Origin of the sequence: Streptosporangium sp. NBC_01639 (assembly GCF_045209755.1) — a bacterium.
Taxonomy (GTDB): domain Bacteria; phylum Actinomycetota; class Actinomycetes; order Streptosporangiales; family Streptosporangiaceae; genus Streptosporangium.
In genome coordinates, this window is the sequence record NZ_CP109272.1 from 3,554,805 (window position 1) to 3,578,292 (window position 23,488).

Sequence of the window (23,488 nt, forward strand, 5' to 3'; positions counted from 1 at the left end):
TGCGGCGCGCTAGACGCCCTGATGCGCGGACCGCTCCTCGCAGGGCACGAGGGACTCGAACCCCCAACCGCCGGTTTTGGAGACCGGTGCGCTACCAATTGCGCTAGTGCCCTAAGACATGAACCACCATACATCGGTTGGGCCGAAGTTTGTCCGTGGCTCACAGTCTTGACCGCCGGTTCACGCATACGGCGATAAGACCATGCCGGAGTCTACGGGTGAATGACCTCCACGTCGAACCGGCGGAGGGTCTCCCCGGCTCACGCCCTGGTGAAACCGGCCTCTACGGCCTGTTCACCACTCGTCCACATGCTGGATGAGCGGCGGAAGCAACACCACCGGTCTGTAACCATGGAGGCATGACCCGTCCTCGTATCTCCGCGCGTATCTCCGCGATCTCCGAGTCCGCCACGCTCGCCGTGGACGCCAAGGCCAAGGCGATGAAGGCGGCGGGCCGCCCGGTCATCGGCTTCGGCGCCGGCGAGCCGGACTTCCCGACTCCCGGCTACATCGTCGAGGCGGCGGTCGAGGCGTGCCGCAACCCCAGGTTCCACAAGTACACCCCGGCCGGCGGCCTCCCGGAGCTGAAGCAGGCCATCGCCGACAAGACGCTCCGCGACTCCGGCTACCAGGTCGACGCCGCCCAGGTGCTGGTCACCAACGGTGGCAAGCAGGCCGTCTACGAGGCGTTCGCCACGCTGCTCGACCCGGGCGACGAGGTCCTGGTCGTCGCCCCCTACTGGACGACCTATCCCGAGGCGATCAAGCTGGCCGGCGGCGTCCAGGTCGACGTCGTGACCGACGAGACCACCGGCTACCTCGTCGGCGTCGAGCAGCTCGAGGCGGCCCGCACCGACCGCACCAAGGTCCTGCTGTTCGTCTCGCCGTCCAACCCGACCGGCGCGGTCTACACCCCCGAGCAGGTCGTGGAGATCGGCCGCTGGGCCGCCGAGCACGACCTGTGGGTCGTCACGGACGAGATCTACGAGCACCTCACGTACGGCGACGCGACCTTCGCAAGCATCGCCACCGTCGTCCCCGAGCTGGGCGACAGGGTCGTGGTCCTCAACGGCGTCGCCAAGACCTACGCCATGACCGGCTGGCGGGTGGGCTGGCTGATCGGCCCGAAGGACGTGGTCAAGGCCGCGACCAACCTGCAGTCGCACGCCACCTCCAACGTCTCCAACGTCGCCCAGGCGGCGGCCCTGGCCGCCGTCAGCGGCGACCTGTCGGCCGTGGCGGAGATGCGTGAGGCCTTCGACCGCCGCCGCCAGACCATGGTGCGCATGCTGAACGAGATCCCGGGCGTGTTGTGCCCCGAGCCCAAGGGCGCGTTCTACGCCTACCCCTCGGTCAAGGAGCTGCTGGGCAAGGACTTCGGCGGACGCCGCCCGCAGACCTCCGCCGAGCTGGCCGAGCTCATCCTGGAGGAGGCCGAGGTCGCCCTCGTCCCCGGCGAGGCCTTCGGCACCCCGGGCTACTTCCGCCTCTCTTACGCCCTGGGCGACTCGGACCTCGTCGAGGGTGTCGGCCGGGTGGCCAAGCTCCTGGGCGACGCCCGCTAAGACGTACGCGGACACCCGCGGCTGTGAACGGAAGAAGACCCCTTGAAACCGCCCCCGTGCCACGGGTCTTCTTCCGTGTACGGCACGGCGCGCGGATCAGAGGATGGTGCCCTGGAGCGCGTGTTCCACGGCCGATCGCAGGTCGGTGGCGGACCCCCGTTCGGTCAGCCCGTCGAATCTCGCCCGGCCCAGGCGGCCCCGCAGTCTCAGCTCGGCCATGCGCAGCAGGCTTGTGAGGATGGGCGAGCGGGTGGGCGGCACCCCGGTGCCGGTCCGGGCGGCGTCGGCCGCGCCGAGCAGCAGGGCGGCGAGCGCGTCGTCCTCGGTGGCCTCGGCGGCGACGGCGGCCACCTCCAGGCCCTCCAGCAGGGAGAAGGTGTCGCCGAACAGCCGGGCGCCGCGGAGGGAGTCGCGGACGGACGCCGTGGCCACGTCGGTGCCGCCGAGCAGGTGCTCGGCCTGGGCCAGGAGGAGGTCCAGCCGGATGAGGGTCCACCGGTCGCCGCAGGAGGCGCAGAGTTCGCGGCCCTCGCGCAGGACCGACACGGCCTGCTGGAGGCTGCCCGAGAGCATCATGGCGGTGGCCACGACCGTGTAGGTGGGCAGGAAGCCGGGGAAGACGTTGCCGGCCGAGCGGTGCCGTTCCCTGGCCTGTTTGATGAGGTGCAGCGCCGCGCCCACATCTCCCCTCAGGACCGCCAGGTGGGCCTGGAACTGGCTGACGTAGGCGGTCGCGTGTTCCTCGGGGTCTTCGGCGACGCACTCGGCGAGGGTGCGCTCCGCGCGTTCGAGGTCACCGCGCTGGATGGACACCCAGGCGTGCACCCAGAGGGCCTTGGTCCGCTCGGGGCCGGGGGTGCGTTCCAGGTCCAGGCCGCGCTGGAGCAGGTTGTCGCCGGGGACGTGCATGCCGCAGCAGGCCCACAGGAACCACAGGTTGCCGACCAGTTCGAGGCCCTTGCGGCGCTCGTCGGGTCTGGCGTAGCAGTAGTCGATGGCCTGGCGGACGTTGGCGCATTCGAGCACCAGCCTGCGGTACCAGTCGAGCTGCTCACACTGCCAGCCGATCTCGGCGCGGCCGGACAGGTTGAGGAAGTGGTCGCGATGGCGCCGCCGCATCTCGCCGGTCTCGCCGAGGAGGTCCAGCCAGACCGCGCCGAACTCGCGTGCGGTGGCCGGCAGGCGGTAGCGGCGGCCGCACTGCCCGTCCTCACCGGCGATGACGGACTTGTCGAGCAGGCCGATCATGGTGTCGGAGACCTCGTCGGCGGTGAGTCCCTCCGCGACGCAGACCTCCTTGACGGCTTCCATGTCGAACGTGCCGGAGAAGACCGACGCCCTGGCCCACAGGAGACGCTCCTTCGGGTCGCACAGCTCGTGGCTCCAGCCATGGGCTGCCCGCATGGAGCTGTGCCGCCAGGTGCCGGAGGTGGCCGTGAACACGTCGGCGGTGCCCGGATCGGGGCTGGCGGCGGCGAGTTCGATCGCCAGGGGCAGGTTGCCGAGCCGATCGCACAGTTCCGCCGGGTCCATGTCGTCGAGTCTTCTGTCGGCGAGGGCGGTGAGCAGATAGACGGCGTCGGCGGGCGGGAGGGCTCCGACCGGGTAGAGGTGCTCGTCGGAAAGGCCCAGTCGCTGCCTGCTGGTGGCCAGGATCCGCAGGTCGGCGACGGCCCGCAGCTCCTCGACCAGGGCGGCCACCGCGCCGATGACACGGTCGCAGGTGTCCAGGACGATCAGGGTCCGGCGTGGGGCCAGCGCCTCGACCAGGCTCCGCGGCGCGGGCACGCCGGGACGCCCGCGCACGCCGATCGCGCCGGCGACCGTCTCGGCGAGGGAGACGAGATCTCCGGGGGCGTCGGCCAGGTCGACGACGTGGACGTCCGCGGAAGACTCGTTTTCGAGGGTCCGGACCAGGTGCAGCGCCAGGCGGGACTTGCCGACCCCGGCGGTGCCGGTCAGCGTGACGTGACGGGTCTTTCCAAGCAGGGCGGAGACCTCGGTCAGCTCCTTTTCTCTGCCGACGAAGACATCCGCTCTCATTGCAGCCCCAGCCTCGTACTGACTACATGTGTCCCTACGGTCGCACGGCGGAGCTGTCAACTGAAACCCCGTTCGGTCTTTTTCCTGAGTCACGGCCCGAGTCAACGGCATATGCCTTGGTAGTGGTCACAAATATTTTTCAACTGAATCCGGGGCTCCAGGTGGCGGCGAGCCCGGAAAGGCGGTCCGAGAGGCGGCGGCGCACGGAAGACGGCCCCGGCGGCGCACGGAAGTCGGGCCGGGCGGCGCACGGAAGACGGGCCGGGCGGCGCACGGAAGTCGGCCCCGGCGGATGGAACGAGCCCGCCGGGGGCGCCGGTTGGGCCAACCGTGACCGGGGAGTGCCGGCCGTACGGCACCATATGGAAATGCCCCGTCCCCTCAGCGAACTGCCCAAGGCTCATCTGCATCTGCACTTCACCGGCTCGATGCGGCATTCCACCCTGATCGAGCTCGCCCAGGAGCAGGGCCTGCACTTGCCGGACGCGCTGAAGGAGGACTGGCCGCCCAGGCTGCGGGCGACCGACGAGCGGGGCTGGTTCCGGTTCCAGCGGCTGTACGACATCGCCCGGACGGTCCTGCGCCGGGAGGACGACGTCTACCGGCTGGTGCGCGAGGCTGCCGAGGACGAGGCGGCGGAGGGGTCGCGCTGGCTGGAGATCCAGGTGGACCCGTCCGGTTTCGCCCACCGGTTCGGCGGCCTCACCCCCACCCTGGAGCTGATGCTCGACGCCGTGCACCGGGCCGCCGGCCACGCGGGGATAGGGATCGCGGTCGTGGTGGCCGCCAACCGGACCCGGCATCCGATGGACGCCAAGACGCTGGCCCGCCTCGCCGCTCAGTACATGGACCAGGGCGTGGTCGGGTTCGGGCTCTCCAACGACGAGCGCCGTGGCCGGGCCCGGGACTTCGACGGGGCGTTCCGGCTCGCCAAGCGGGCCGGGCTGCTGGCCGTACCGCATGGCGGGGAGTTGCTGGGCGCCGACAGCGTGGCCGAGTGCGTGGACGTGCTGGGTGCCGACCGGCTGGGGCACGGTGTGCGGGCGGCCGAGTCGCCGCGGCTGATGGAGCGCCTGGCTGACCGGCAGATCGCGTGCGAGGTCTGCCCCACCTCCAACATCGGTCTCGGCGTGGCCGAGCGGGCCGAGGACGTGCCGCTGCGACGGCTGTTCGACGCCGGGGTGCCGATCGCGCTGGGCGCCGACGACCCGTTGCTGTTCGGGGCGCGGTTGCTGCCGCAGTACGAGCTGGCCAGGCAGGTGTACGGCTTCCGCGACGCGGAGCTGGCCGAGCTGGCCCGGCAGTCGATCCGGGTGTCGGCGGCCCCGGAGCAGGTGCGCGAGGGCCTGCTCAAGGAGATCGACGACTGGCTGGCGTCAGCGGACTGAGCGGGCGACCTCCAGCGCTCGCCGGAGGTCGTCCGCGCCCTCCAGGCGCAGGCCGACCTGCCCCCGCTGCCAGATGAGGGTGGGGGCTGCCAGCCGGGGGCGGACCGGAGCCTCGCCGCCGCCTCGGGGCAGGTAGCCCAGTCCGTGGGGGGCCGGGATCCACCACCCCTGCGAGGTGCCCAGCCGGACGTCCTCCGGCCAGGGCGCACCCAGTTCCTTGCGGAAGACGACCTGGAGCGTGCCGTCGTACTCGTCCAGCCTGAGGCCCGGCCAGAACAGCGACACCACCCGGCCGCCGTCGCTCACCCTGACGTCCCGCGGATCGCCGAGCGCGGTGGGGACCGAGACGGGAAACGCCACCTGTGCCCTGGCCCGCTCCAGGGTGACCCGGCGTTCTCCCGGCAGCGGCTCGGGCACCCCTGACGGCAGCGGCCCGGAACCGCCGATCTCCAGCTCGACCCCCGCGAACCGCAGGACCTCCACCACCGCGGCCCGGCCCACCGGGGTGCCGCCGAGGACGAGGGCGACGAGGATCGCGGCGGCGGAGACCACCCCCCGCCGCCGGGTGACGGGCCGCAGCCACCCGGGCCCTCGCGGCATTCGCCGGACCGGCGTGCGGGAGGGGCCGCCCGGGCGGTGCGTGGGGTGCCGGTCCGCGGCGGGGAGGGATTCCAGGCGTGCCCTTACGGCGTGCGCCACCTCGGCGGGGAGGGGGGCCGGGACGTCGAGGGATTCCCCGAGCGCGAGGAGTTCGGCTTCGAGGTCGTCAGGCGAGGTCACGGCTCACCTCCTCACGCAGGCGCTTCAGGCCGCGGAAGGTCCGCGACTTGACGGTGCCGACCGGGAGGTCGAGCACCTGGGCGGTCTCGGCCTCCGACAGTTGGAGGAGGTATCGGCAGACGACGACCTCGCGTTCCCGCTCGGGAAGCGTACGCACCACGTCGAGGAGCCGGGCGCGACGGTCGACGGCGACGGCCACGTCCTGTGGGTCCTCCGTCTCGGCGGTAGAAGGCTCGGCCAGCTTGACGACCAGTTCGGCCCGGCGGCCCCGGGAACGGGTCAGGTCGTGGGTCTCGTTGGCCACGATCCGCAGCAGCCAGGGGCGGAACGGCGCGTCGCGGCGGAAGGTGGCCAGGTGGCGGTACGCCTTGACGAAGGCCTCCTGGACGACGTCCTCGGCCTCGTCGGCGGCGCCGAGCATCGCGGCGGTGCGGTGCGCGAGTGCGCTGTAGCGCGTGATCAGCACCTCGTAGGCGGCCAGGTCGCCCGCCAGGGAACGGGCGATCGCCTCGTCGTCGTCCGTCGGGGGCTCCTTCGCGTACGCCGTGAAGGTCCGCATTGTATAGAGATCTACACGGGGAAGTCTTCGCGCGAGCGCTCAACCGAGGGCGTAGGCCACCGCCGTGTCGGGATCGTCGTGGTGCCCCTCGGCGAAGGCCGACTCGTAGGTGTCGTCGCCGAGCAGTTGCCGTGCCGTGCGCTCGGCGACCGCTCTCGGCCCCGACATGCTCTCTGAACCGAACTCCCGCAGCCCGAACACGGCCCGCAGCCGTGCCCCCGCGCCCTGGAGGTGGGCGGTGCGGTAGCCGTCCCCCTCGGCTGCGGCGATCACCGCGAGCTGGTCCACGGCGAGCGCGACACCGATGGCGTCGCGGAGCCGCCACGCGACGTCGAGCGACCGCCGGGCCGCCGCCGCCGCCTCGGCCATCCGGCCGAGGCCGAGTTGGGCGATGGAGAGCACGTAGTCTCCGCAGGCGGGGACCGGGTGCTCGTTCCGGTCGTCGCAGAGCCGCCGCATCTCCTCGATCAGGGAGACGGCCCGGATGAACTCGCCACGCCAGGTGGCCGCCATCGCCACGGCCACCAGGGCGAGCGGCTCACCGGCGGGCGCGATGCCCGCTTCGCCGAAATGGCCACATATGGGCTTGATGTCAGACTCCGTCCCGTCGAAGGGGCCGGCGAGTGTGACCGGCTGCGTCTCATCCAGGAGCTTCAACAGCTCCCGGACCTCGCTCTTACGGCTGGCGCAGCCGTTCTTCTCCGCGGTGAGGTTCCCGCGCCACCATCGGATCTGTTCCATCGGTTCGCGCTCCTTCCACTCTGCGGAAATAGCACCTCATCAGGGTCACGGACCGACCAGGCCCCCTTTTTCCGGGGGGTTTCCTTCTCTCAGGGTGCAAAGTTCGCCACTATTTCGAGGCCGAACTTTCTCCCGCACACGGAGAAATTTCCGAATCGATGCGTTTTGAGGCGTTGAACGGTACGGCGGGGCGCCGAGACCGTCGCGCGGTCCCGTGCGCCTCGGCCGTCCGTCACGGAGCACGGCCGTGGTCACGGTGGTCACGGTGGCGGCGGATCAGGACGTCCTCCTCGCCCAGTCGGCGCAGCCACTCCCTGCCGTAGTCGCGGATCGTGTCGAGCATCCGGTAATGCGATCCCTCGGCGATCAGGATGGACCTGTCCACCAGATCGGCCAGTGGAAGACCGGTCAGCCACCCGTCGGCGCAGACCGCCCTCACGTCGTCGGCGTCGAACCTCCCGGCGAAGACCGACAGGCGCGCCCAGAGCAGGCGCTCCTGCGCGGTGCAGAGCTCATGGCTCCAGCCGACCGCGGTGCGCAGGGTCTGGTGGCGTCCCAGCGGGGTACGGCTCCCGCCGACGAGGAGCGCGAAGCGGTCGTCCAGCCGTTCGGCGATCTGCTGCACCGACAGCGCCCGCAGCCGCCGGACGGCGAGCTCGATGGCCAGCGGAATGCCGTCCAGCAGCCGGCAGACCCGGGCGACCGCCACCGGGTCGAGGGTGACCCCGGGCACCAGCGCGTGGGCCCGCTGGGTGAACAGCCGGACCGCCGCCCCGGTGGCGCCGGGACCGGGTGCCGCCAGCGGCTCGATCGGCAGGACCTGTTCCCCGGGCAGATTGAGGGGACGGCGGCTGGTGGCGAGCACCCGCACGTGCGGGGCCTCCGGCAGCACCCGGCCCAGCAGCGCCGCGGCGGCGTCGACCAGGTGGTCGCAGGTGTCCAGGACCAGCAGCAGCCGCTTGTCCGCGAGGTGGTCGGCCAGCACCTCGGACTGGGGACGCGCCGCCTGCTCACGCAGGCCGAGCACGGCGGCGATCTCATGACCGAGCAGGTCGCCGTTCTGCTGGGCGGAGAGCTCGACGACCCACACCCCGTCCGTGAAGCCGGCGGACGGGTCACGGTGCCGTTCGGCCGTCCTGACCGCCAGCCGCGTCTTGCCCACGCCGGCCACTCCCGTGAGCGTCACCAGCGGTGACCGGCCGACCAGCATCGCGATCCTGCCGAGCTCCGCCCGTCGTCCGACGAGACTGCTCGTCTCCGCCGGGACATTCCCCCGGTGCGTCCGCGTCTCCGCCACCGTTCCAGCCTCTCCGCGTCGGATGGCAAGCCAATCACGGAATCAGTAACGGAACGGATGAGTACCGGCACCCTCGGTTACGATATTTTCTCCCCCAGCGCATATTTCACAGCGATGCCCAGGTCAGAGCCCTGCCCCTCAGCGAAGAGGGTGTCGAATCCTGCACCGCCGAGCACCTTCACGGCCTGGGTCAGGGTCTGCTCCCGGACCGGGGCGAAGATTCCCGAGCCGGAGCGCGGCAGTCCGAGGGAGTCCCTGACGGCCTGGGCCACACCCAGCAGCCATGCCCCGCCGCCCGCGTCTCCCTCCTCCGTCACCGCCCAGGCGATCATCTCGACGCAGGCGGCGCTCAGCGAAAGGTCCTCGAATCCGAGCGCCGAGGCGAGGGCCGACCTGGCGTGGCGCAGCGCCCCGGAGGCCTCCCCCTCGACGTGCCCGGCCCAGGCGAAGACGTACTCCATCTGGGCACGGCTCCACTCCTCTCCATGGACCTCGCAGAGCGCCTGTCCCTCCGAGAGCGTCTCCACGGCCTCCGCAGGCCGGCCCGCCGCCAGCAGGCCGAGCGCGGCCAGCGCGTGGCAGGGCAGCAGCCCGGACAGCACACCGCCCTTGGCCATGTGCCAGGCCATGGCCTCCTCCAGCAGTTCGACGGCACGGGCGTGGTCCCGCCGCAGGAGGGAGAGCATGCCCTCCACCTGGAGGACGTGACCGGTGACGCTCCCTTCGGGATCCTCGGCGCGGCACTGGTCGAGACGTTCGCGCGCGGCGGCGAGGTCACCCTGGAGCGCGGCCACCCATGCGCAGACCCACAGGGCCCGCAGCCGCTCCGGGCCGGGGCCGGGGTCCGCCCGCAGCGCCGTCTCCAGGTGGTGGCGGCCCTCACGCGACATGCCGCAGCAGACCCAGAGGAACCACAGTGTCCCCGCGAGGTCCAGACCCGCCCTGGACCACTGGGGATCGGCCAGGCACAGCTCGAACACCTTGCGGAGGTTGCGCCGCTCGGCACGGATCCGCCCGTACCACTCCACCTGCCTGCCGGGCCACTCGGTGGCGCACCGCCTGGCCAGCCGGAGATAGTGGTCACGGTGGCGCCCCCGGACCGCGCTGTCCTCGCCCAGCCGGGACAGCCACTCGGCGCCGAACTCCCGGACGGTGTCCAGCATGCGCAGCCGTACACCGGTGGGGTGCTCCTCCCGCTGGAGGAGGGACTTGTCGGCCAGCCCGGTCAGCGCTTCGAGCACCTGCCCGGCGGGGAGCGGCCCGCCCGCGCAGACGTACTCGGCCGCCTCCAGGTCGAATCCCGAGGCGAACACCGAGAGCCGCGCCCACAGCAGGCGCTCGGCCGGGGTGCACAACTCGTGGCTCCAGCCCATCGCCGCGCGCAGCGACCCGTGCCTGACCGGCCCACCGTCTCCGGTCAGCAGGTGGTAGCGGTCGTTCAGGCGCCGGAGCAGCACCGTGGGCGGCAGGGTACGCAGTTGGACGGCCGCCAGCTCGATCGCCAGCGGGATGCGGTCGAGCCCCTGGCAGAGCTCCGCCAGCTCCGCCGCGCCGCCCTCCTCGCCGGAACCGTCCGGCGGGGCCGCCAGGCCCGCGCGTTCACGCAGCAGGACCACCGCGTCCTCGACCGGGAGCGGCGGCACGGAGTAGACGTGCTCCCCCGGCGCGCCGAGCGGCTGACGGCCGGTGACCAGCACCCGGAGGCGGGGCGCGGCGCGCAACAGGGTGTCCACCAGCGAGGCGACCGCTTCCACCAGGTGCTCGCAGGTGTCGAGCACGAGCAGCGACCGGCGCGGGCCCAGCCACTCCGCCAGCACCTCCGCCCGCCGGCGGGCGGGCTGGTCGGCCAGGCCCATGACGTCGGCCACGGTCTCCGGGAGGAGGTGCGGGTCGGTCAGGCAGGCGAGCTCGACCAGCCAGAGACCGTCGGGAAACTCCGCCACGCTCTCCTCGACCACCCGGTGGGCCAGCCGGGACTTTCCGACGCCGCCCAGCCCGGTGAGCGTGACCAGGCGAGACTCCCGCATCAGGCGGGCCACCTGTGCGATCTCCACGTGCCGGCCGACGAAGGTAGTTTCCATGGGGGTGCCCATGGTAGGCCGCCAAGCCCCGTTCCGGGGTCGCTCCCGGGGAACGGCGACTAGACTCTGCCTGTCCGCAGCCGTGGCCCCGCGCCACGGCTTTCTGTTATCGATCTGGACGGAACCGCATGTCTGGGTATGACCGCGTAGTGCAACCCGCGGCCGGCGACGAGGCCCTGGAGAACCACCTGGGTGGGGACGAGGCCAAGAACTACCGGCAGTACGAGCTCGACATGGTCGCCCCGCACGTGGGCCGCTCCATGCTGGAGATCGGCTCCGGCCTGGGCCACTTCGCCGAGGCGTTCCTGCCTCGCCTGGACCGGCTGGTGGTCAGCGACTTCGACCCCTACTGCGTGGACCAGCTCAAGAAGCGCTTCACCGGCCGCGACGACATCGACGTGCTGCAGTTCGGTCTGCCGACCGACATCCCGATCGGCGAGAAGGTCGACACGGTCGTGATGATGAACGTTCTGGAGCACATCGAGGAGGACGTCGAGGCCCTGCGCTCCCTCGCCAAGGTCACCGCCCCGGGCGGGCGGATCATCATCTGGGTCCCCGGCTACATGCAGCTCTACGGAGACTTCGACCGCAAGGTCGGCCACGTCACCCGTTACACCCCCGCCACCCTGCGCGGCACGGTCTCCAAGGCGGGCCTGGACATCGACGTGCTCAAGCCGATCAACTTCCTCGGCGGGATCGCGTGGTGGGCCGCCGTCCGCCGCGGTGGCGTCGGCTACCCCGACCCCCGCCTGGTCAAGATCTACGACCGTACGGTGGTCCCCACCACCCGTTTCATCGAGCGCTTCATCCGCCCGCCCTTCGGCCAGACCGTCTTCTGCGTGGCCCGCGTCCCGCGGTAGCGGCGTACGGCCCGCCCTGACCGGCGGCTCTTCTGAACTCCCGGGCCCCTCTTCCGAGGGTCCCGGCTTCCGACGGTCCCGGCGCGGCGCGTGGTGATAAATGGGTTGCGGCCTCCGATCCGGCCGCCGTACGGTCATCGCATGTGGATCAACTCCTAGGAGCCGGCGTCGATCAGTCCTGACTGATCCGCCCGCACACTCAGCCCTCTGGCCCTGTCCGTCTGACGCGGCAGCTGAGTCTCCGGCACGGCATTCGACCGCGTCGTCATCATTCCCAAGGAGCCCATATGCGAATTCACGCTGGTAAGAAGCGAAACGGTAAGACCACCGCACCCCGTACTCCGCTGCCCGAGCGGAACCTTCCCCCGGCCGGGCCCCGTCACGTGCCGATGCCGCACATGCCGGTGCGGCCCACCCAGCAGCCGCGCCGGATCCCCGGCAAGGGCGGCCGCTGAACGAGCGGACGCCCGGACGTGCGGCCCGTGTCCGTCACCACCCGGACACGGGCCTACGTCCGGGACCGCGCCGGGGCGCCCGTGCTGCCGCGCGGCGTGAGCCTGGCCGCTTCGTCCTCGACGCCGGGGACGTGTTCACCGGCGATCAGGGAGAGCAGGCTGCGGGCGGCGTGGGCGCCGTAGGCGGGGATGTCACGGCTGAGCGCGGTCAGGGAGGGTCGCACGACCTGGGAGAGCGGTGAGTCGTCCCAGGCCACGATGGACAGGTCGGCGGGCACCTCGAACCGCATCTCCTGGGCGACCGACAGCCCCGCCACCGCCATGATGTCGTTGTCGTAGACGATCGCGGTCGGCCTGCCGGGGGAGCTGAGCAGGCGCCGGGTGGCGCGGGCGCCCTCCTCGCCGGTGTAGTCGGTGTGCACGATGGTGTGGCCGGGCAGCCGGAGATCCTCGCACACGGCGGTGAAGGCCCGGTCCCGCAGCACGGTGTGGACGAGCCTGGGCAGCCCGGCGACTCTGGCGATGCTCCGGTGACCGAGCGCCGCGAGGTATTCGACGGTCTCACGCACGGCGGCGGCGTCGTCGGACCAGACGGGGGTCAGCGAGCCCGACTCCGACGGGTGCCCGATGACGACCGCCGGCATGCCCAGCTCCTCCATCGCGGCCACCCTGGGGTCGGCGAAGTGCAGGTCGACGAGGATCGCGCCATCCACCCGGCCCTCGCCCCACCAGCGCCGGTAGACCTCCACCTCCTGCTCCTGGTCGGCGACCACCTGCAGCATCAGCGCGTAGGACCGGGCCGACAGCTCGCTCTCCATGCCGCTGATCAGCTCCATGAAGAACGGCTCCATGCCGAGGATCCGCGCCGGGCGGCACAGGGCCAGGCCGACGGTGTGCGCCTGCGCCCCGTTGAGCGCCCGCGCCGCGCTGTTGGGACGCCAGCCGATCTCCGCCGCGATGACCTTGATGGCGGCGCGCGTCGTCTCCGACACTCCGGGACGGTCGTTCAGCGCGTAGGAGACCGCCACCTTCGAGACGCCCGCCCGCCGGGCGATGTCCGCAATCGTCGGCCGCTTCACGGACCCCCCTTGCTGAACCGGTTATTTTCCTGCCTCGCCGCGTACTTTACTACGCGCCCGCACGGAGGCGCGTCGTCGCAGTTCTCCACCCCTTTCGCGAGGACCGCGACGAGGACCCGGCCGGGGCGGCGGAGCAGGTCGTTGACATCGATGTCAGCGCGCCGTACGGTCTGCTCACTTACTCGGTTAAGCAAATCCGCCCATCCGCGGACGGCACGCGGCCGGCCGGCCTCACCAAGGAGAACCATTTGAGCACCTACCGTCCGCTGCACGACGGCTGGACCGTGGCCGCCGTCTCGGAGGACGTCCGGATCGCCGGCGTCGCCGCCACCGTCCCCGGCTGCGTGCACACCGACCTGATGGCCGCCGGGCTCATCGACGATCCCTATCTTGAGGACAACGAGACCCGGCTCGGCTGGATCGGCCACACCCGGTGGGCCTACGAGACCACCTTCGGCTGGACCGCGGACGGGCACGACCGTACCGACCTGGTCTGCCAGGGTCTCGACACCGCCGCCACGGTCGTCCTCAACGGCGTGCAGGTCGCGGTCACGGCCAACCAGCACCGCCGATACCGCTTCCCGGTCCGGCATCTGCTGCGCGAGGGCGACAACACCCTCACCGTGCTCTTCGACTCCCCCTACGCCTACGCCGAGGCGCGGCGGGCCGCCCTGGGGGACCGCCCGGGGGCCTACGACGAGCCGTACCAGTTCATCCGGAAGATGGCCTGCAACTTCGGCTGGGACTGGGGGCCGACCCTGGTCACCTCGGGTATCTGGCGGCCGATCGGGCTGGAGAGCTGGAGCGGCGCGCGGCTGGCGGAGGTGCGCCCCGTGGTGACCGTGGACGGGCCGGACGGCCGGGTGGAGGCGCATGTCAGGGTCGAGCGCACCACCGAGGCGCCCCTCACGCTGACCGCCGAGGCGGCGGGTGCCCGCACGGAGGTACGGCTCGCCGCCGGGCAGCGGGAGGCCGTGCTGACCCTCGCCGTGCCGGAGCCGGAGCTGTGGTGGCCCCGGGGCTACGGTGGGCAGACCCGTTACGACCTCACCGTGCGCCTGGGCGAGGAGGAGTGGCACGGGCGGATCGGCTTCCGCACGGTCGACCTGGACCGCGAGGCGTTCACCCTCGCCGTCAACGGCGTGCCGGTGTTCGTCCGCGGGGTCAACTGGATCCCCGACGACTGCTTCCCCGCCCGGATCACCCGTGACCGCCTGGGCGAGCGGTTCGCCCAGGCGACGGGGGCGAACGTCAACCTGCTCCGGGTCTGGGGCGGCGGCCTGTACGAGAGCGACGACTTCTACGACCTGGCCGACGAGCTCGGTCTGCTGGTCTGGCAGGACTTCCCCTTCGCCTGCGCCGCCTACCCGGAGGAGGAGCCGTTCCGCTCGGAGGTCACGGCCGAGGCCCGCGAGAACGTGACCCGGCTGGCCGTCCACCCCAGCCTGGTGCTCTGGTGCGGCAACAACGAGAACATCGAGGGCCACGCCGACTGGGGCTGGCGGGAGGAACTGGCGGGACGGAGCTGGGGTTCCGGCTTCTACTACGACCTGCTGCCCTCGATCGTCGCCGAGCTCGACCCCACCCGCCCCTACGTGCCGGGCAGCCCCTACTCCGGCGCCCCGGACCTGCCGCCCAACGACCCGGCCGCCGGCACCGTCCACATCTGGGACGTCTGGAACCGCGAGGACTACCGCCGCTACGCGGCCTACACGCCCCGGTTCGTCGCCGAGTTCGGTTTCCAGGGTCCGCCCGCGCACGCCACCCTGCGCCGGGCCGTCAGCGGCGACCTCGCGCCCGACTCCCCGCTCGTGCTCCACCACCAGAAGGCCGCCGACGGCAACCTCAAGCTGCTGCGCGGCCTCGGCGACCATCTGCCCCGGCCTCGGACCTTCGACGACTGGCACTACCTGACCCAGCTCAACCAGGCACGGGCGGTCGCCTACGGCATCGAACGGTTCCGGTCGCTGGCACCGCAATGCATGGGCACGATCGTCTGGCAGCTCAACGACTGCTGGCCGGTCACCTCCTGGGCGGCGGTCGACGGCGACGCCCGGCGCAAACCCCTGTGGTACGCCCTGCGCCGCGTCTACGCCGACCGGTTGCTCACCGTCCAGGACGGCGCGGTCGCGGTGGTCAACGACAGCGCCGAACCGTGGCGGGGCGAGCTGTCCCTGGTACGGCAGAGCCTGGGCGGTGAGCCGCTGGCCAAGGAGATCGTCGTGGTCGAGGCGGCGGCCCGTACGGTGACGCGGATCGCCCTTCCCCCCGGGGTGCGGACCCCGGCCGACCCGGCGGCCGAACTGCTGGCCGTGCGGCTGGGCGAGCAGCAGGTCGTCTCCTTCTTCGATGAGGACACCCGGGTCGCCTTCCCGGCCGCCCGCTACACCGCCCGCGCCGAGGCCGTACCGGGCGGCTACCTTGTCACCGTGACCGCTGCAACCGTCGTACGCGAACTCGCTCTCTTCCCCGACCGGCTCGACCCGGCCGCCTCGGTCGACGACATGCTCCGCACCCTGCTCCCCGGGCAGAGTGCCGCCTTCCACGTCGCCACGGACCGGGAGCTCGACCCGGCCGCCCTGGTCAGCGCCCCGGTGCTGCGGTGCGTGAACGAGGTCCGGCCATGACGGCAAGCACCGTATCGACACTCACCGAAAGGATGGTGCCCTAGTGACCGTGCTGGCCGTGGACATCGGCGGCACCAAGTTCGCGGCAGCGGCCGTCGAGGCCGACGGGGCGATACGGGCCCGCGCCGAGGTGCCGCTGCGCGGGCGCGACGGTGCGGAGGAGGTGCTGCTGGAGGTGGTCGGCCGGATCACCGGCGAGGTGGGCGCCGACCGGCTGACCGGCGTCGGGATAGGGTCGGCGGGCCCGCTGGACCCGCGCACGGGGACGGTCAGCCCGGTCAACATCCCGAGCTGGCGGGACTTCCCGCTGGTCGGGGCGGTTGAGCGGATGCTGCCCGGACGGCCCGTCCGGCTCGCGGGCGATGCCCAGTGCATGGCGCTGGGCGAGTGGTGGCTCGGGCTGCCGGAGGGGCGGCCGTCCGGGGCGGTGCTGGGCGTGGTCGTCTCCACCGGCGTGGGCGGCGGCCTCGTCCTCGACGGCATGCCGTACCTCGGCCCGACCGGCAACGCCGGGCACATCGGTCACATCGTCGCCGACGCGAACGGTGACCGATGCCCCTGCGGCGCCGTCGGATGCGTCGAGACCGTGGCCAGCGGCCCGAGCATGGTCCGCTGGGCCCGGGCGAACGGCTGGACCGGCGACGACGCCAAGGCGCTGGCCGGGGACGCCGACTCCGGTGACGCCGTCGCCCGCCAGGCCTTCCGGCGCGCCGCCGGCACGCTGGCCGCCGCCGTCCTCACCACGTCCGCCCTGTTCGATCTCGACCACGTCGTCATCGGCGGGGGCGTGGCCGCCGCGGGGGCGGTCCTGTTCGACCCGCTCAGGGAGGCCGTCGAGGCGAACGCCGGACTCGGTTTCCTGCGGCGGCTGCGCGTCACCCCCACCTCCCTCGGGCGCGACGCCGGCCTACTCGGCGCCGCGGCCCTGGTCCTGCACCGAGACACCGGGCCGACTGAAACACTGGTACCGGAGCGAGGGGCGCCGGGCCGCGTCCCTTCCCCGGGCTGAGTCCCGGGACCTCCGCGCCGGAATGATTCCAATGACCAAGGATGTGGGCGCCGCACCGTCAGCGGCGGCATCCGGACAAGGAACTCGCGTGCAGCCTCTGACCAATCCCGTCAAGGACTACGCCTGGGGATCCCGTACCGACATCGCCGCCCTCATCGGCCGGCCCATCCCCTCACCGGGCCCCGAGGCCGAGATGTGGTTCGGCACCCATCCCGCCGGGCCTTCGCTGCTCGCCGGGGACGGCCGCTCGCTGGCCGACGTCGTCGGCGCGGATCCGCTCGGGCAGCTCGGCCCGGAGACCGTCGCCCGGCACGGCGAGCGGCTGCCGTACTTGATGAAGCTCATCGCCGTCGCCCAGCCGCTCTCCCTCCAGGTGCACCCGTCGGCCGAGCAGGCCGCCGACGGTCACGCCAGGGGCGTCTACGGCGACCCCTGGCCCAAGCCCGAGCTGGTGTGCGCGCTCACCCCGTTCAGCGCGCTGGCCGGTTTCCGCTCCGCCGGGCAGGCCACGATGCTCCTCGGCCGGTTGGGGGTGCCGGCGTTGAAGGACGTCGTGTCGCTGCTGGAGGCCGGCGCCCTCCTGGACGCTCTGCACGCGCTCCTCGACCGCGGCGAGGCGCTCGAACAGGCCGTCTGGGCCGCCTCAGCCGTGCACCACCCCGACTACGACCTGGTCGTACGGCTGGCGCGGCGTTATCCCGGCGATCCCGCCTGCCTGGCCCCGCTCCTGTTGCAGCGGCACGAGCTGGCTCCGGGGCAGGCGCTCTTCCTGGGCGCGGGGGTGCTCCACTGCTACCTCCAGGGGTTCGGCGTGGAGATCATGGGCAGCTCCGACAACGTCGTGCGGGCCGGTCTCACCCCGAAACCGGTCGACGTGGCGGAGCTCCTGCGCGTCACCGACCCGGCCGCGGAGCCGCTGCCGGTCGAGGCGTGCGACGGCGTGTACGCCACACCGTCGCCGGAGTTCCGGCTCCGCCGGGTGGCCGTGGACGGCGACGTACGGCTGGACGGCGGGCTGCCCCGCATCCTGCTCTGCGTCGAGGGCGCGGTGCGGGCGGACACCCTCGACCTGCGGGCCGGCGAGTCGGTCTTCGTGCCGGCCGCGCATCCGCCGGTGACGCTCGGCGGGCACGGCCTCGTGTTCTCCGCCGAGCCGGGGCCGGCCGGCCGCCCGGCGGGATGACCGTCTCGCCGGGCGGTCCACTCGGATCCGCCCGGCGATCGCGGCGGAGCCGAGTGGACCGCCCGGCGATCGCGGCGGTCTCGCCGCCCCACTCGGACCGCCCGGCGGTCGCGCCGCCCTGGAGCCGCCCTAGAGCCGCTCGATGATCGTGACGTTGGCCTGGCCGCCGCCCTCGCACATCGTCTGCAGGCCGTACCTGCCGCCGGTGCGCTCCAACTCGTGGAGGAGCTTGGTCATCAGGATCGCGCCGGTCCCGCCCAGCGGGTGGCCCAGGGCGATCGCGCCGCCGTTCGGGTTGACCTTGGCCGGGTCGGCGCCGATGTCCTTGATCCACGCCAGCGGCACCGGGGCGAACGCCTCGTTGATCTCGGTGACGTCGATGTCGTCGATGGACAGACCGGACCTCTTCAGCGCCTTCTGGGTCGCCGGGATCGGCGCGGTCAGCATGTAGACCGGGTCGTCTCCGGTGAGCGCCAGGGTGACGATGCGTGCCCGGGGCGTCAGGCCGTGGTCGCGGACCGCCTGTTCGGAGGCGATCAGCAGCGCCCCGGAGCCGTCGGAGATCTGCGAGGAGGTCGCCGCCGTGATCCGGCCACCCTCCTTGAGGGTCTTCAGCGACGCCATCTTCTCCAGTGTGCTGTCCGGGCGCGGGCCCTCGTCGTCCTCGACACCGTTGATCGGGGCGATCTGGTCCTTGAAGTAACCGTTCGCGACGGCCTTGGCCGCCCGCTGGTGGCTCTCGTAGGCGAACCGCTCCAGCTCGTCGCGCGAGAGCTCCCATTTCTCGCACATGAGCTCGGCGCCGCGGAACTGGGAGATCTCCTGCTTGCCGTACCGCTCGACCCATCCCGTGCCGAACGGGAAGGGCATGCCCTTCTCCAGGGCCGCGGTGATGGAGGAGCCCATCGGCACGATGCTCATGGACTCCACCCCGGCGGCCACCACGAGATCCTGGGTGCCGGACAGCACGCCCTGGGCCGCGAAGTGGATCGACTGCTGGGAGGAGCCGCACTGGCGGTCGATGGTCACGCCGGCGACATTCTCCGGCAGGCCGGCCGAGAGCCACGCGTTGCGCGCGATGTCCATGCTCTGCGGGCCGAACTGCATGACGCAGCCCATGATCACATCTTCCACCGCGGCCGGGTCGACACCCGTGCGGTCGATGAGCGCCTTGAGGGTGTGCGCGGCCAGATCGGTGGGGTGGACGGTGGACAGGCCGCCCTTCTTCTTACCGACCGGGGTGCGGACCGCCCCGACGATGTACGCCTCTGCCACAGTGCCTCCTGCTGATGAAACCGAGCATTGTTCGGTTGTTGGCAGATTACAACAGAACCTTTGTCCGTGTCCTACCCGATTCCGGCTCCCGGCCCGACCCGGGCGGCCCGGAACCGGCGTTCGACCACCCGGCGGACGGTGCGTGCGAGGAGTGCGGGCAGAGCACCCGGCGCTCGCGGTCGCGCCGTCAGCGCTCCGGTGCGGCCGCCACCGTCCGTTCCTCAGCGGCCGCCGGCGCCGGCTTCCGCCGCCGCGTCATCCCGACGCCGACGAGCACGACGGCCATGCCCGCGACGACCCGGAGGCTGAGCTCCTCACCGAGGACGATCGCCCCCAGCGTCACCGAGACCACCGGCAACAGGTATCCGACGACGGCGGCGTTGGTCGCGCCTTCGTCGGCGATGATCCGGTAGGTGAGGTGGAAAGTGATCCCGGTGGCCAACGTCCCCAGGACGACGACAGCGATCAAGGCCGCCGGGTTGGCGTGCACCGGCTCCAGACCGCCGGCGGGCAGGGTCAGCGCGCTCCATCCCGTGGCGGCGATGAGCTGCCCGGCGGAGAGGGTGATGGTGGCGTTGCCCTTCCCGACGAGCTTGCGGCCCATGTACGCGAAGGCGACGGCATAGCTCGCCGCCGCCCCGAGAATGGCGACGGAGCCCCAGCTCGCGAGGCCGGCCTGGTGCCACGGAGCGAAGATCACCAACGTGCCGGCGAACCCGAGGAGGAGCCCGCCCAGGCGGATCGGGTCGAGCCCGCGTTCCGTGCCGATGGCGATGCCGATCAGCAGGGACCACAGCGGAGTCGTCGCGTTCAGGACACCGGCCACCCCGGAGTCGACGGTCTGCTCGCCGATGCTGAACAGGGCGAACGGCAGCGCGTTGCAGAAGAAGGCGGCCACGATGATGTGCCCCCAGGTCGCGCGGTCACGCGGCAGGCGTTTACCCGTGGAGTAGCACAGGGCGATCAGGACGAGCGCCCCCAGCGCGCAGCGGGTGAAGGTGACCTGGACCGGGGACAGACCACCCAGGGCCAACTTGATCCACAGAAAGGTCGATCCCCACAGGAGGGCGAGCACGCCCATGCGTACCAACGTTCCACTTCCACCGCTGAACACTTTCCCACCCCTTGTCCGGTCGTCCGACGTTGACGATGCCTTAGGCGACCAAACAGCACAAGCGAAAAAATATTGAGGGTATTGTTAAGATTCACTACATCGTCATGCTCGACGGATACGGCCCCGCAGGCTACGGTCCCCCGGTCAGGGCCGGTTGAGCACCACGTAGCCGTCCTGCTCGAACACCTTGCGGTAGCCGTTCGCCAGGGCCTCGTCGACCCGGCGCCGCTGCGCGTCGAACTCGCCGAACGGGTAACTCCACCGCGCCACGTCGGCGACCACCCAGGGCGCGCCGTACGACTGCGGGCCCCAGAGCAGCACCGTCGTCCGCGCGGTGAGCGCGGAACCGACGCCGTTGGCGGCCTCGACGACCACTCCGTCCGGCACTCTGGCCACGGCCTCACGCGCCGCCGCGACGTGCGGCTCGCCCTGGTAGAAGGCCGGGTCCAGGAGCTTGCCGAGCTCGAAGCGCGGGACGAGGGTGAGGCCGATCACGCAGATCGCGACCGCCCAGTGGGTGATCACGCGCCGCCCCTCGAACCGTGCCCCGAACCGTTCTCGGAGCCGCTCCGCGAGCCGGGCGGCCCCGTCCACCCCGGCGCAGACGAGGATGGCGACGGCGAAGGCGTTGTACTGGAACTCCGGCCCCCACCACTGCGACCGGTCCGCCAGAAACCGCTCCGCGACCAGCGGGACCGCCACGAGGGCCAGCGGCGAGAACAGCGCGGTCAGCGCCATCGGCCACAGCAGGAAGGCCAGCGTGTTCACCTTGACCATCGGGCTGACGAACTGCGCCAGTGCCGCCGGCGGATTCCGCAGGACGGCCAGTGCCACCTCACCCAGATCCGCGCCCCAGTTGCCGTAGGCCCAGTGGAATCCCGTGGGACCCGCCCCCGCCATCGGCATCAGCACACTGCGGATCATCACCAGCGCGCCCAGCGCGAAGAGGATGAGCGCGGCCCCCTCCAGCCGTCGCCGGGTGAGGAGCAGATACACCCCGAATCCGGCGAGCAGCAGGCCCATGTCCTCCTTGACCAGCAGCAGGCCGGCGGCGGCGAGCATGCCGACGGCCGGCCGGCCGGCGTCGAACCGCTCGATCATGATCGCGCTCAGCAGCGGGACGAACGCCACCTCGTGGAAGTCGAACCCCGCTGCCTGCGCGATCGGCCACGACACCAGGTAGGCCACGGCGACCAGGTGGGCCGGGATCGTGCCGACCCGGCGCTCGGCGTAGTGCCAGATCGGGACCGCGGCCAGCGCGAACAGCACCGCCTGGGCGACGATCAGCGTCTGCGGGCCGTCGTGCAGCCAGTAGAGCGGGGCCAGCAGGGCCAGGATCGGCGAGAAGTGGTCGGCGAGCTGGAGGAACCCCATCCCCAGGCCGTACTGCATGCCGACCGCCGGTACGGCGGGCGGCCCGAAATCCGCGTAGCCGCGCACCGCCTGGTCGAAGATGACCAGGTCGAAGACGCTGGTGCGGAAGGTCGCGAACTTGACCAGCCCGAGCAGTGAGTAGACCGCCGAGGCCAGCACCACGGCCCCGCCCAGCACCAGCCCGTGCCGCCGGCTCCGCAGGAGTCCCGGAACGTCGAGGGCCTTCAGGCGCGAGGTTCCGGGGGAGGCGGCCGTCGTCATGATTTCCGCGTGCTGGTCATGGTCGCATAGGCGATGACGTTGTCGGTGTAGTGCCCGGTCACATGGTTGTAGGTGCCGCCGCAGGTGATCAGGTGGAGCTGGGGGTTGGGTGACTCGCCGTACACCCGCTGCGTCGGGAAGACCGTCTTGTCCGCCTGTTCGAGCCCGCCCACGGTGAACACCGCGATGATGCCGTCCTTGCGGTGCACCTCGATGACGTCACCGTTGCGGACCTCATCGAGGCGGCTGAAGACCGCGCTCCCCGACTTCGTGTCCTTGTGCCCCAACATGATCGCCGGCCCGGCCTCTCCGGCGGTCGGGCCCGAGCGGTACCAGCCGACCAGGTTGGGGTTGCCGACCGGCGGCACCTCGATCGCACCCTGCCGGTCGAGCCCGACCGACCTGATCGGCGCGTTGACACCGAGCCTCGGGATGACCAGTCGCACCGGGGTCGAGGGCTGCATGGCCGGAGCGGGCGGGAGGGCCGGCAGGGGCGGCGGGTCCGTGGGAGACGCCTGGAAGTAGGGGTCCGCCGGCGCGGTGGCGTTCACCTGGCTGCGGGGCGGCAGCGTGGTGCGTTCGTCGGCCAGGCCGTACTGCTCGGGTGACGCCACCACGAGGATCAGGCCCACCAGCACGGTGATCACCCCGGCGACCCCGGCCAGGATCAGCACCGACCGCATCACCCGGCTGCCGTCGCTCTGCTCCTCGGGCCACTCCTCGTACGGCCGGCCGTACTGCTGGTATCCCGGCTGCTGGTAGGCCGGATGGACCGGCACGGGCCCGTACGGCGGCACGGGTCCGCGGGGATGCCCGGACGGCCCCCCGTACTGCGCGGGAGGCCGTGGCCGGTTCTCAGGCGTCGGGGTGGTCATCCGGCCGTCCGGTCAGCCTCTGGTCGCGGTACGGCGCCGCAGCACCAGCCCGCCGATCGCCGCACCGGCCACCATCAGCGCACCGCTGAACATGATCACTCGGGCGTCCGGACCGGCGTCCCCGCCACCGCCCGTGGAGGCGCCGCCGCCGGGGGTCTCGTCGATCTGGCTGTCCTCGGCGGGCTTGGCCGTTCTGGTCCGGGTGACGGTGACCACGGGGGCCGCGGTGGTGGGCGTGGCCGTCGGGGTGGGGGTCGGAGTGGTGTTCGACGGCGTGGGCGTCGGCGTGCCCGTCCCGGTGGTGGTGCCCGACGGCTTGACCGTGATCAGCAGCGCCGCGGCGCTCGCCTCCGCCGAGGCCGTGTTCGCGACGTCGCACACGTACAGGTCGCCACCGTTCCCGGCGCCCGGCTCCAGATAGAGGCTGAACGAGCCCGGCTGGACCGCGATGACACCGGTCGCGGTGGGAGTCATCGTGATCAGCATGGGAAGCGGCTGCAACGAGGCACCGGCCGCTACGGAGGCGGCGGCGCCGGTGGCCGCGACCGTCCGGAGCTCGGAGGGGACGATCGACGGGCTGCTGGTGACGAGCGCGTCCCCGTCGAGCACGAGGCGCTCGGTGGCGGGAATGGCCGAGGCCGCAGTGAAGAACGGCGAGGCGGCGGGCTGCTGGACCGCCCAGGTCGCCACGACGGTCGAGCTCGGCGCCGGCGCCTGGGGGCCCGTGATGTCCACCTGCACCTTGTAGGTGGCGGTCGTCCCCGAGGCGGTGCAGGTGTAGGTGACCGTTTTCGGGGTCGCCACCATGGAGGCGATCGCCGGGACAGCGCCGAAGAAGATGCCCCCACATGCTGCTGCGATGGCGGCTGTCTTGACCGCGACGCGACGACGCGTCTTGGACTTCAGCACGGTGTCTCTCCCT

19 protein-coding genes and 1 tRNA gene are annotated in these 23,488 nt (G+C 71.8%); 7 read left to right on the forward strand and 13 right to left on the reverse strand.

The genetic code is table 11. The annotated features are described in order from the left end of the window. Positions 1-40 precede the first annotated feature (40 nt). Positions 41-113: transfer RNA gene (locus OHA77_RS15805), tRNA-Trp, on the reverse strand. Positions 114-359: 246 nt separating this feature from the next. Here OHA77_RS15805 and OHA77_RS15810 point away from each other — a divergent pair. Next, positions 360-1,565: a pyridoxal phosphate-dependent aminotransferase gene (locus OHA77_RS15810; protein WP_326819878.1), complete on the forward strand. Its 1,206-nt coding sequence runs from the start codon at positions 360-362 to the stop codon at positions 1,563-1,565. Between the two features lie 96 nt (positions 1,566-1,661). Here the strand turns inward: OHA77_RS15810 and OHA77_RS15815 are convergent, their stop codons facing one another. Beyond that, positions 1,662-3,608 carry an ATP-binding protein gene (locus OHA77_RS15815; protein WP_406318823.1) on the reverse strand — a complete coding sequence of 649 codons (1,947 nt, stop codon included), beginning with the start codon at positions 3,606-3,608 and terminating at the stop codon, positions 1,662-1,664. Between the two features lie 362 nt (positions 3,609-3,970). On the opposite strand from OHA77_RS15815, the gene OHA77_RS15820 reads away from it, so the two are divergent. Then, entirely contained in the window at positions 3,971-4,996 is a 1,026-nt protein-coding gene (locus tag OHA77_RS15820; protein ID WP_406318824.1) for an adenosine deaminase, read from the forward strand. Here OHA77_RS15820 and OHA77_RS15825 read toward each other — a convergent pair. The 5 genes from OHA77_RS15825 to OHA77_RS15845 form a co-directional block, all read right to left on the reverse strand. Continuing rightward, on the reverse strand, positions 4,985-5,776 hold the full coding sequence (locus OHA77_RS15825) for a hypothetical protein (protein WP_406318825.1): 792 nt from the start codon (positions 5,774-5,776) through the stop codon (positions 4,985-4,987). The two genes, OHA77_RS15820 and OHA77_RS15825, sit on opposite strands and share 12 nt — an antisense overlap. After that, positions 5,763-6,335: an RNA polymerase sigma factor gene (locus OHA77_RS15830; protein WP_406318826.1), complete on the reverse strand. Its 573-nt coding sequence runs from the start codon at positions 6,333-6,335 to the stop codon at positions 5,763-5,765. The genes OHA77_RS15825 and OHA77_RS15830 overlap by 14 nt, the downstream gene beginning before the upstream one ends. A 39-nt stretch (positions 6,336-6,374) precedes the next feature. Next, a complete protein-coding gene (locus tag OHA77_RS15835; protein WP_406318828.1) occupies positions 6,375-7,076 on the reverse strand; it encodes a hypothetical protein in 702 nt (233 codons plus the stop codon). A 232-nt stretch (positions 7,077-7,308) separates the two neighbouring features. Then, positions 7,309-8,373, reverse strand: a complete 1,065-nt coding sequence (locus OHA77_RS15840) for an ATP-binding protein (protein WP_406318829.1) — start codon at positions 8,371-8,373, stop codon at positions 7,309-7,311. A gap of 77 nt (positions 8,374-8,450) precedes the next feature. Next, positions 8,451-10,454 (reverse strand): ATP-binding protein, encoded by a 2,004-nt coding sequence (locus OHA77_RS15845; protein WP_406318830.1) that lies wholly within the window; start codon positions 10,452-10,454, stop codon positions 8,451-8,453. A gap of 128 nt (positions 10,455-10,582) precedes the next feature. Between OHA77_RS15845 and OHA77_RS15850 the strand changes: the two genes are divergently transcribed. Together OHA77_RS15850 and OHA77_RS15855 are read left to right on the forward strand one after the other, a co-directional pair. After that, positions 10,583-11,314 (forward strand): class I SAM-dependent methyltransferase, encoded by a 732-nt coding sequence (locus tag OHA77_RS15850; protein WP_406318831.1) that lies wholly within the window; start codon positions 10,583-10,585, stop codon positions 11,312-11,314. Between the two features lie 287 nt (positions 11,315-11,601). Then, positions 11,602-11,769, forward strand: a complete 168-nt coding sequence (locus tag OHA77_RS15855; RefSeq protein WP_326819869.1) for a hypothetical protein — start codon at positions 11,602-11,604, stop codon at positions 11,767-11,769. 53 nt (positions 11,770-11,822) lie between these two features. Here OHA77_RS15855 and OHA77_RS15860 read toward each other — a convergent pair whose 3' ends face one another. Further along, positions 11,823-12,848 carry a LacI family DNA-binding transcriptional regulator gene (locus OHA77_RS15860; RefSeq protein ID WP_326819868.1) on the reverse strand — a complete coding sequence of 342 codons (1,026 nt, stop codon included), beginning with the start codon at positions 12,846-12,848 and terminating at the stop codon, positions 11,823-11,825. 248 nt (positions 12,849-13,096) lie between these two features. On the opposite strand from OHA77_RS15860, the gene OHA77_RS15865 reads away from it, so the two are divergent. From OHA77_RS15865 to manA, 3 genes are all read left to right on the forward strand, one after another. Further along, positions 13,097-15,475: a glycoside hydrolase family 2 protein gene (locus OHA77_RS15865; protein ID WP_406318832.1), complete on the forward strand. Its 2,379-nt coding sequence runs from the start codon at positions 13,097-13,099 to the stop codon at positions 15,473-15,475. A gap of 43 nt (positions 15,476-15,518) precedes the next feature. Beyond that, entirely contained in the window at positions 15,519-16,484 is a 966-nt protein-coding gene (locus OHA77_RS15870; RefSeq protein WP_406318833.1) for an ROK family protein, read from the forward strand. Between the two features lie 88 nt (positions 16,485-16,572). Continuing rightward, entirely contained in the window at positions 16,573-17,667 is a 1,095-nt protein-coding gene (gene manA / locus OHA77_RS15875) for a mannose-6-phosphate isomerase, class I (protein ID WP_406318834.1), read from the forward strand. Between the two features lie 129 nt (positions 17,668-17,796). On the opposite strand, the gene OHA77_RS15880 is transcribed toward manA, so the two are convergent. The 5 genes from OHA77_RS15880 to OHA77_RS15900 form a co-directional block, all read right to left on the reverse strand. After that, positions 17,797-18,942 carry an acetyl-CoA C-acetyltransferase gene (locus tag OHA77_RS15880; protein ID WP_326819864.1) on the reverse strand — a complete coding sequence of 382 codons (1,146 nt, stop codon included), beginning with the start codon at positions 18,940-18,942 and terminating at the stop codon, positions 17,797-17,799. A gap of 187 nt (positions 18,943-19,129) precedes the next feature. Then, a complete protein-coding gene (locus OHA77_RS15885) occupies positions 19,130-20,023 on the reverse strand; it encodes a DMT family transporter (RefSeq protein ID WP_406318835.1) in 894 nt (297 codons plus the stop codon). A gap of 177 nt (positions 20,024-20,200) precedes the next feature. Then, positions 20,201-21,691, reverse strand: coding sequence for a DUF2079 domain-containing protein (locus OHA77_RS15890; RefSeq protein ID WP_406318836.1), 1,491 nt, complete (start codon positions 21,689-21,691; stop codon positions 20,201-20,203). Next, positions 21,688-22,566 (reverse strand): class F sortase, encoded by an 879-nt coding sequence (locus tag OHA77_RS15895; RefSeq protein ID WP_406318837.1) that lies wholly within the window; start codon positions 22,564-22,566, stop codon positions 21,688-21,690. Before OHA77_RS15895 ends, OHA77_RS15890 begins: the two co-directional genes overlap by 4 nt. Before the next feature lie 12 nt (positions 22,567-22,578). Further along, positions 22,579-23,475: a hypothetical protein gene (locus OHA77_RS15900; RefSeq protein WP_406318838.1), complete on the reverse strand. Its 897-nt coding sequence runs from the start codon at positions 23,473-23,475 to the stop codon at positions 22,579-22,581. Between the last annotated feature and the right edge of the window lie 13 nt (positions 23,476-23,488).

Bases quoted from the DNA above. Each gene is read 5' to 3' on its own strand.
- OHA77_RS15820 (WP_406318824.1), top strand. From the start codon at position 3,971: ATGGAAATGCCCCGTCCCCTCAGCGAACTGCCCAAGGCTCATCTGCAT.
- OHA77_RS15810 (WP_326819878.1), top strand. From the start codon at position 360: ATGACCCGTCCTCGTATCTCCGCGCGTATCTCCGCGATCTCCGAGTCC.
- OHA77_RS15830 (WP_406318826.1), bottom strand. From the start codon at position 6,335: ATGCGGACCTTCACGGCGTACGCGAAGGAGCCCCCGACGGACGACGAC.
- OHA77_RS15885 (WP_406318835.1), bottom strand. From the start codon at position 20,023: ATGGGCGTGCTCGCCCTCCTGTGGGGATCGACCTTTCTGTGGATCAAG.
- OHA77_RS15850 (WP_406318831.1), top strand. From the start codon at position 10,583: ATGTCTGGGTATGACCGCGTAGTGCAACCCGCGGCCGGCGACGAGGCC.
- OHA77_RS15815 (WP_406318823.1), bottom strand. From the start codon at position 3,608: ATGAGAGCGGATGTCTTCGTCGGCAGAGAAAAGGAGCTGACCGAGGTC.
- OHA77_RS15845 (WP_406318830.1), bottom strand. From the start codon at position 10,454: ATGGAAACTACCTTCGTCGGCCGGCACGTGGAGATCGCACAGGTGGCC.
- OHA77_RS15835 (WP_406318828.1), bottom strand. From the start codon at position 7,076: ATGGAACAGATCCGATGGTGGCGCGGGAACCTCACCGCGGAGAAGAAC.
- OHA77_RS15855 (WP_326819869.1), top strand. From the start codon at position 11,602: ATGCGAATTCACGCTGGTAAGAAGCGAAACGGTAAGACCACCGCACCC.
- OHA77_RS15895 (WP_406318837.1), bottom strand. From the start codon at position 22,566: ATGACCACCCCGACGCCTGAGAACCGGCCACGGCCTCCCGCGCAGTAC.
- OHA77_RS15890 (WP_406318836.1), bottom strand. From the start codon at position 21,691: ATGACGACGGCCGCCTCCCCCGGAACCTCGCGCCTGAAGGCCCTCGAC.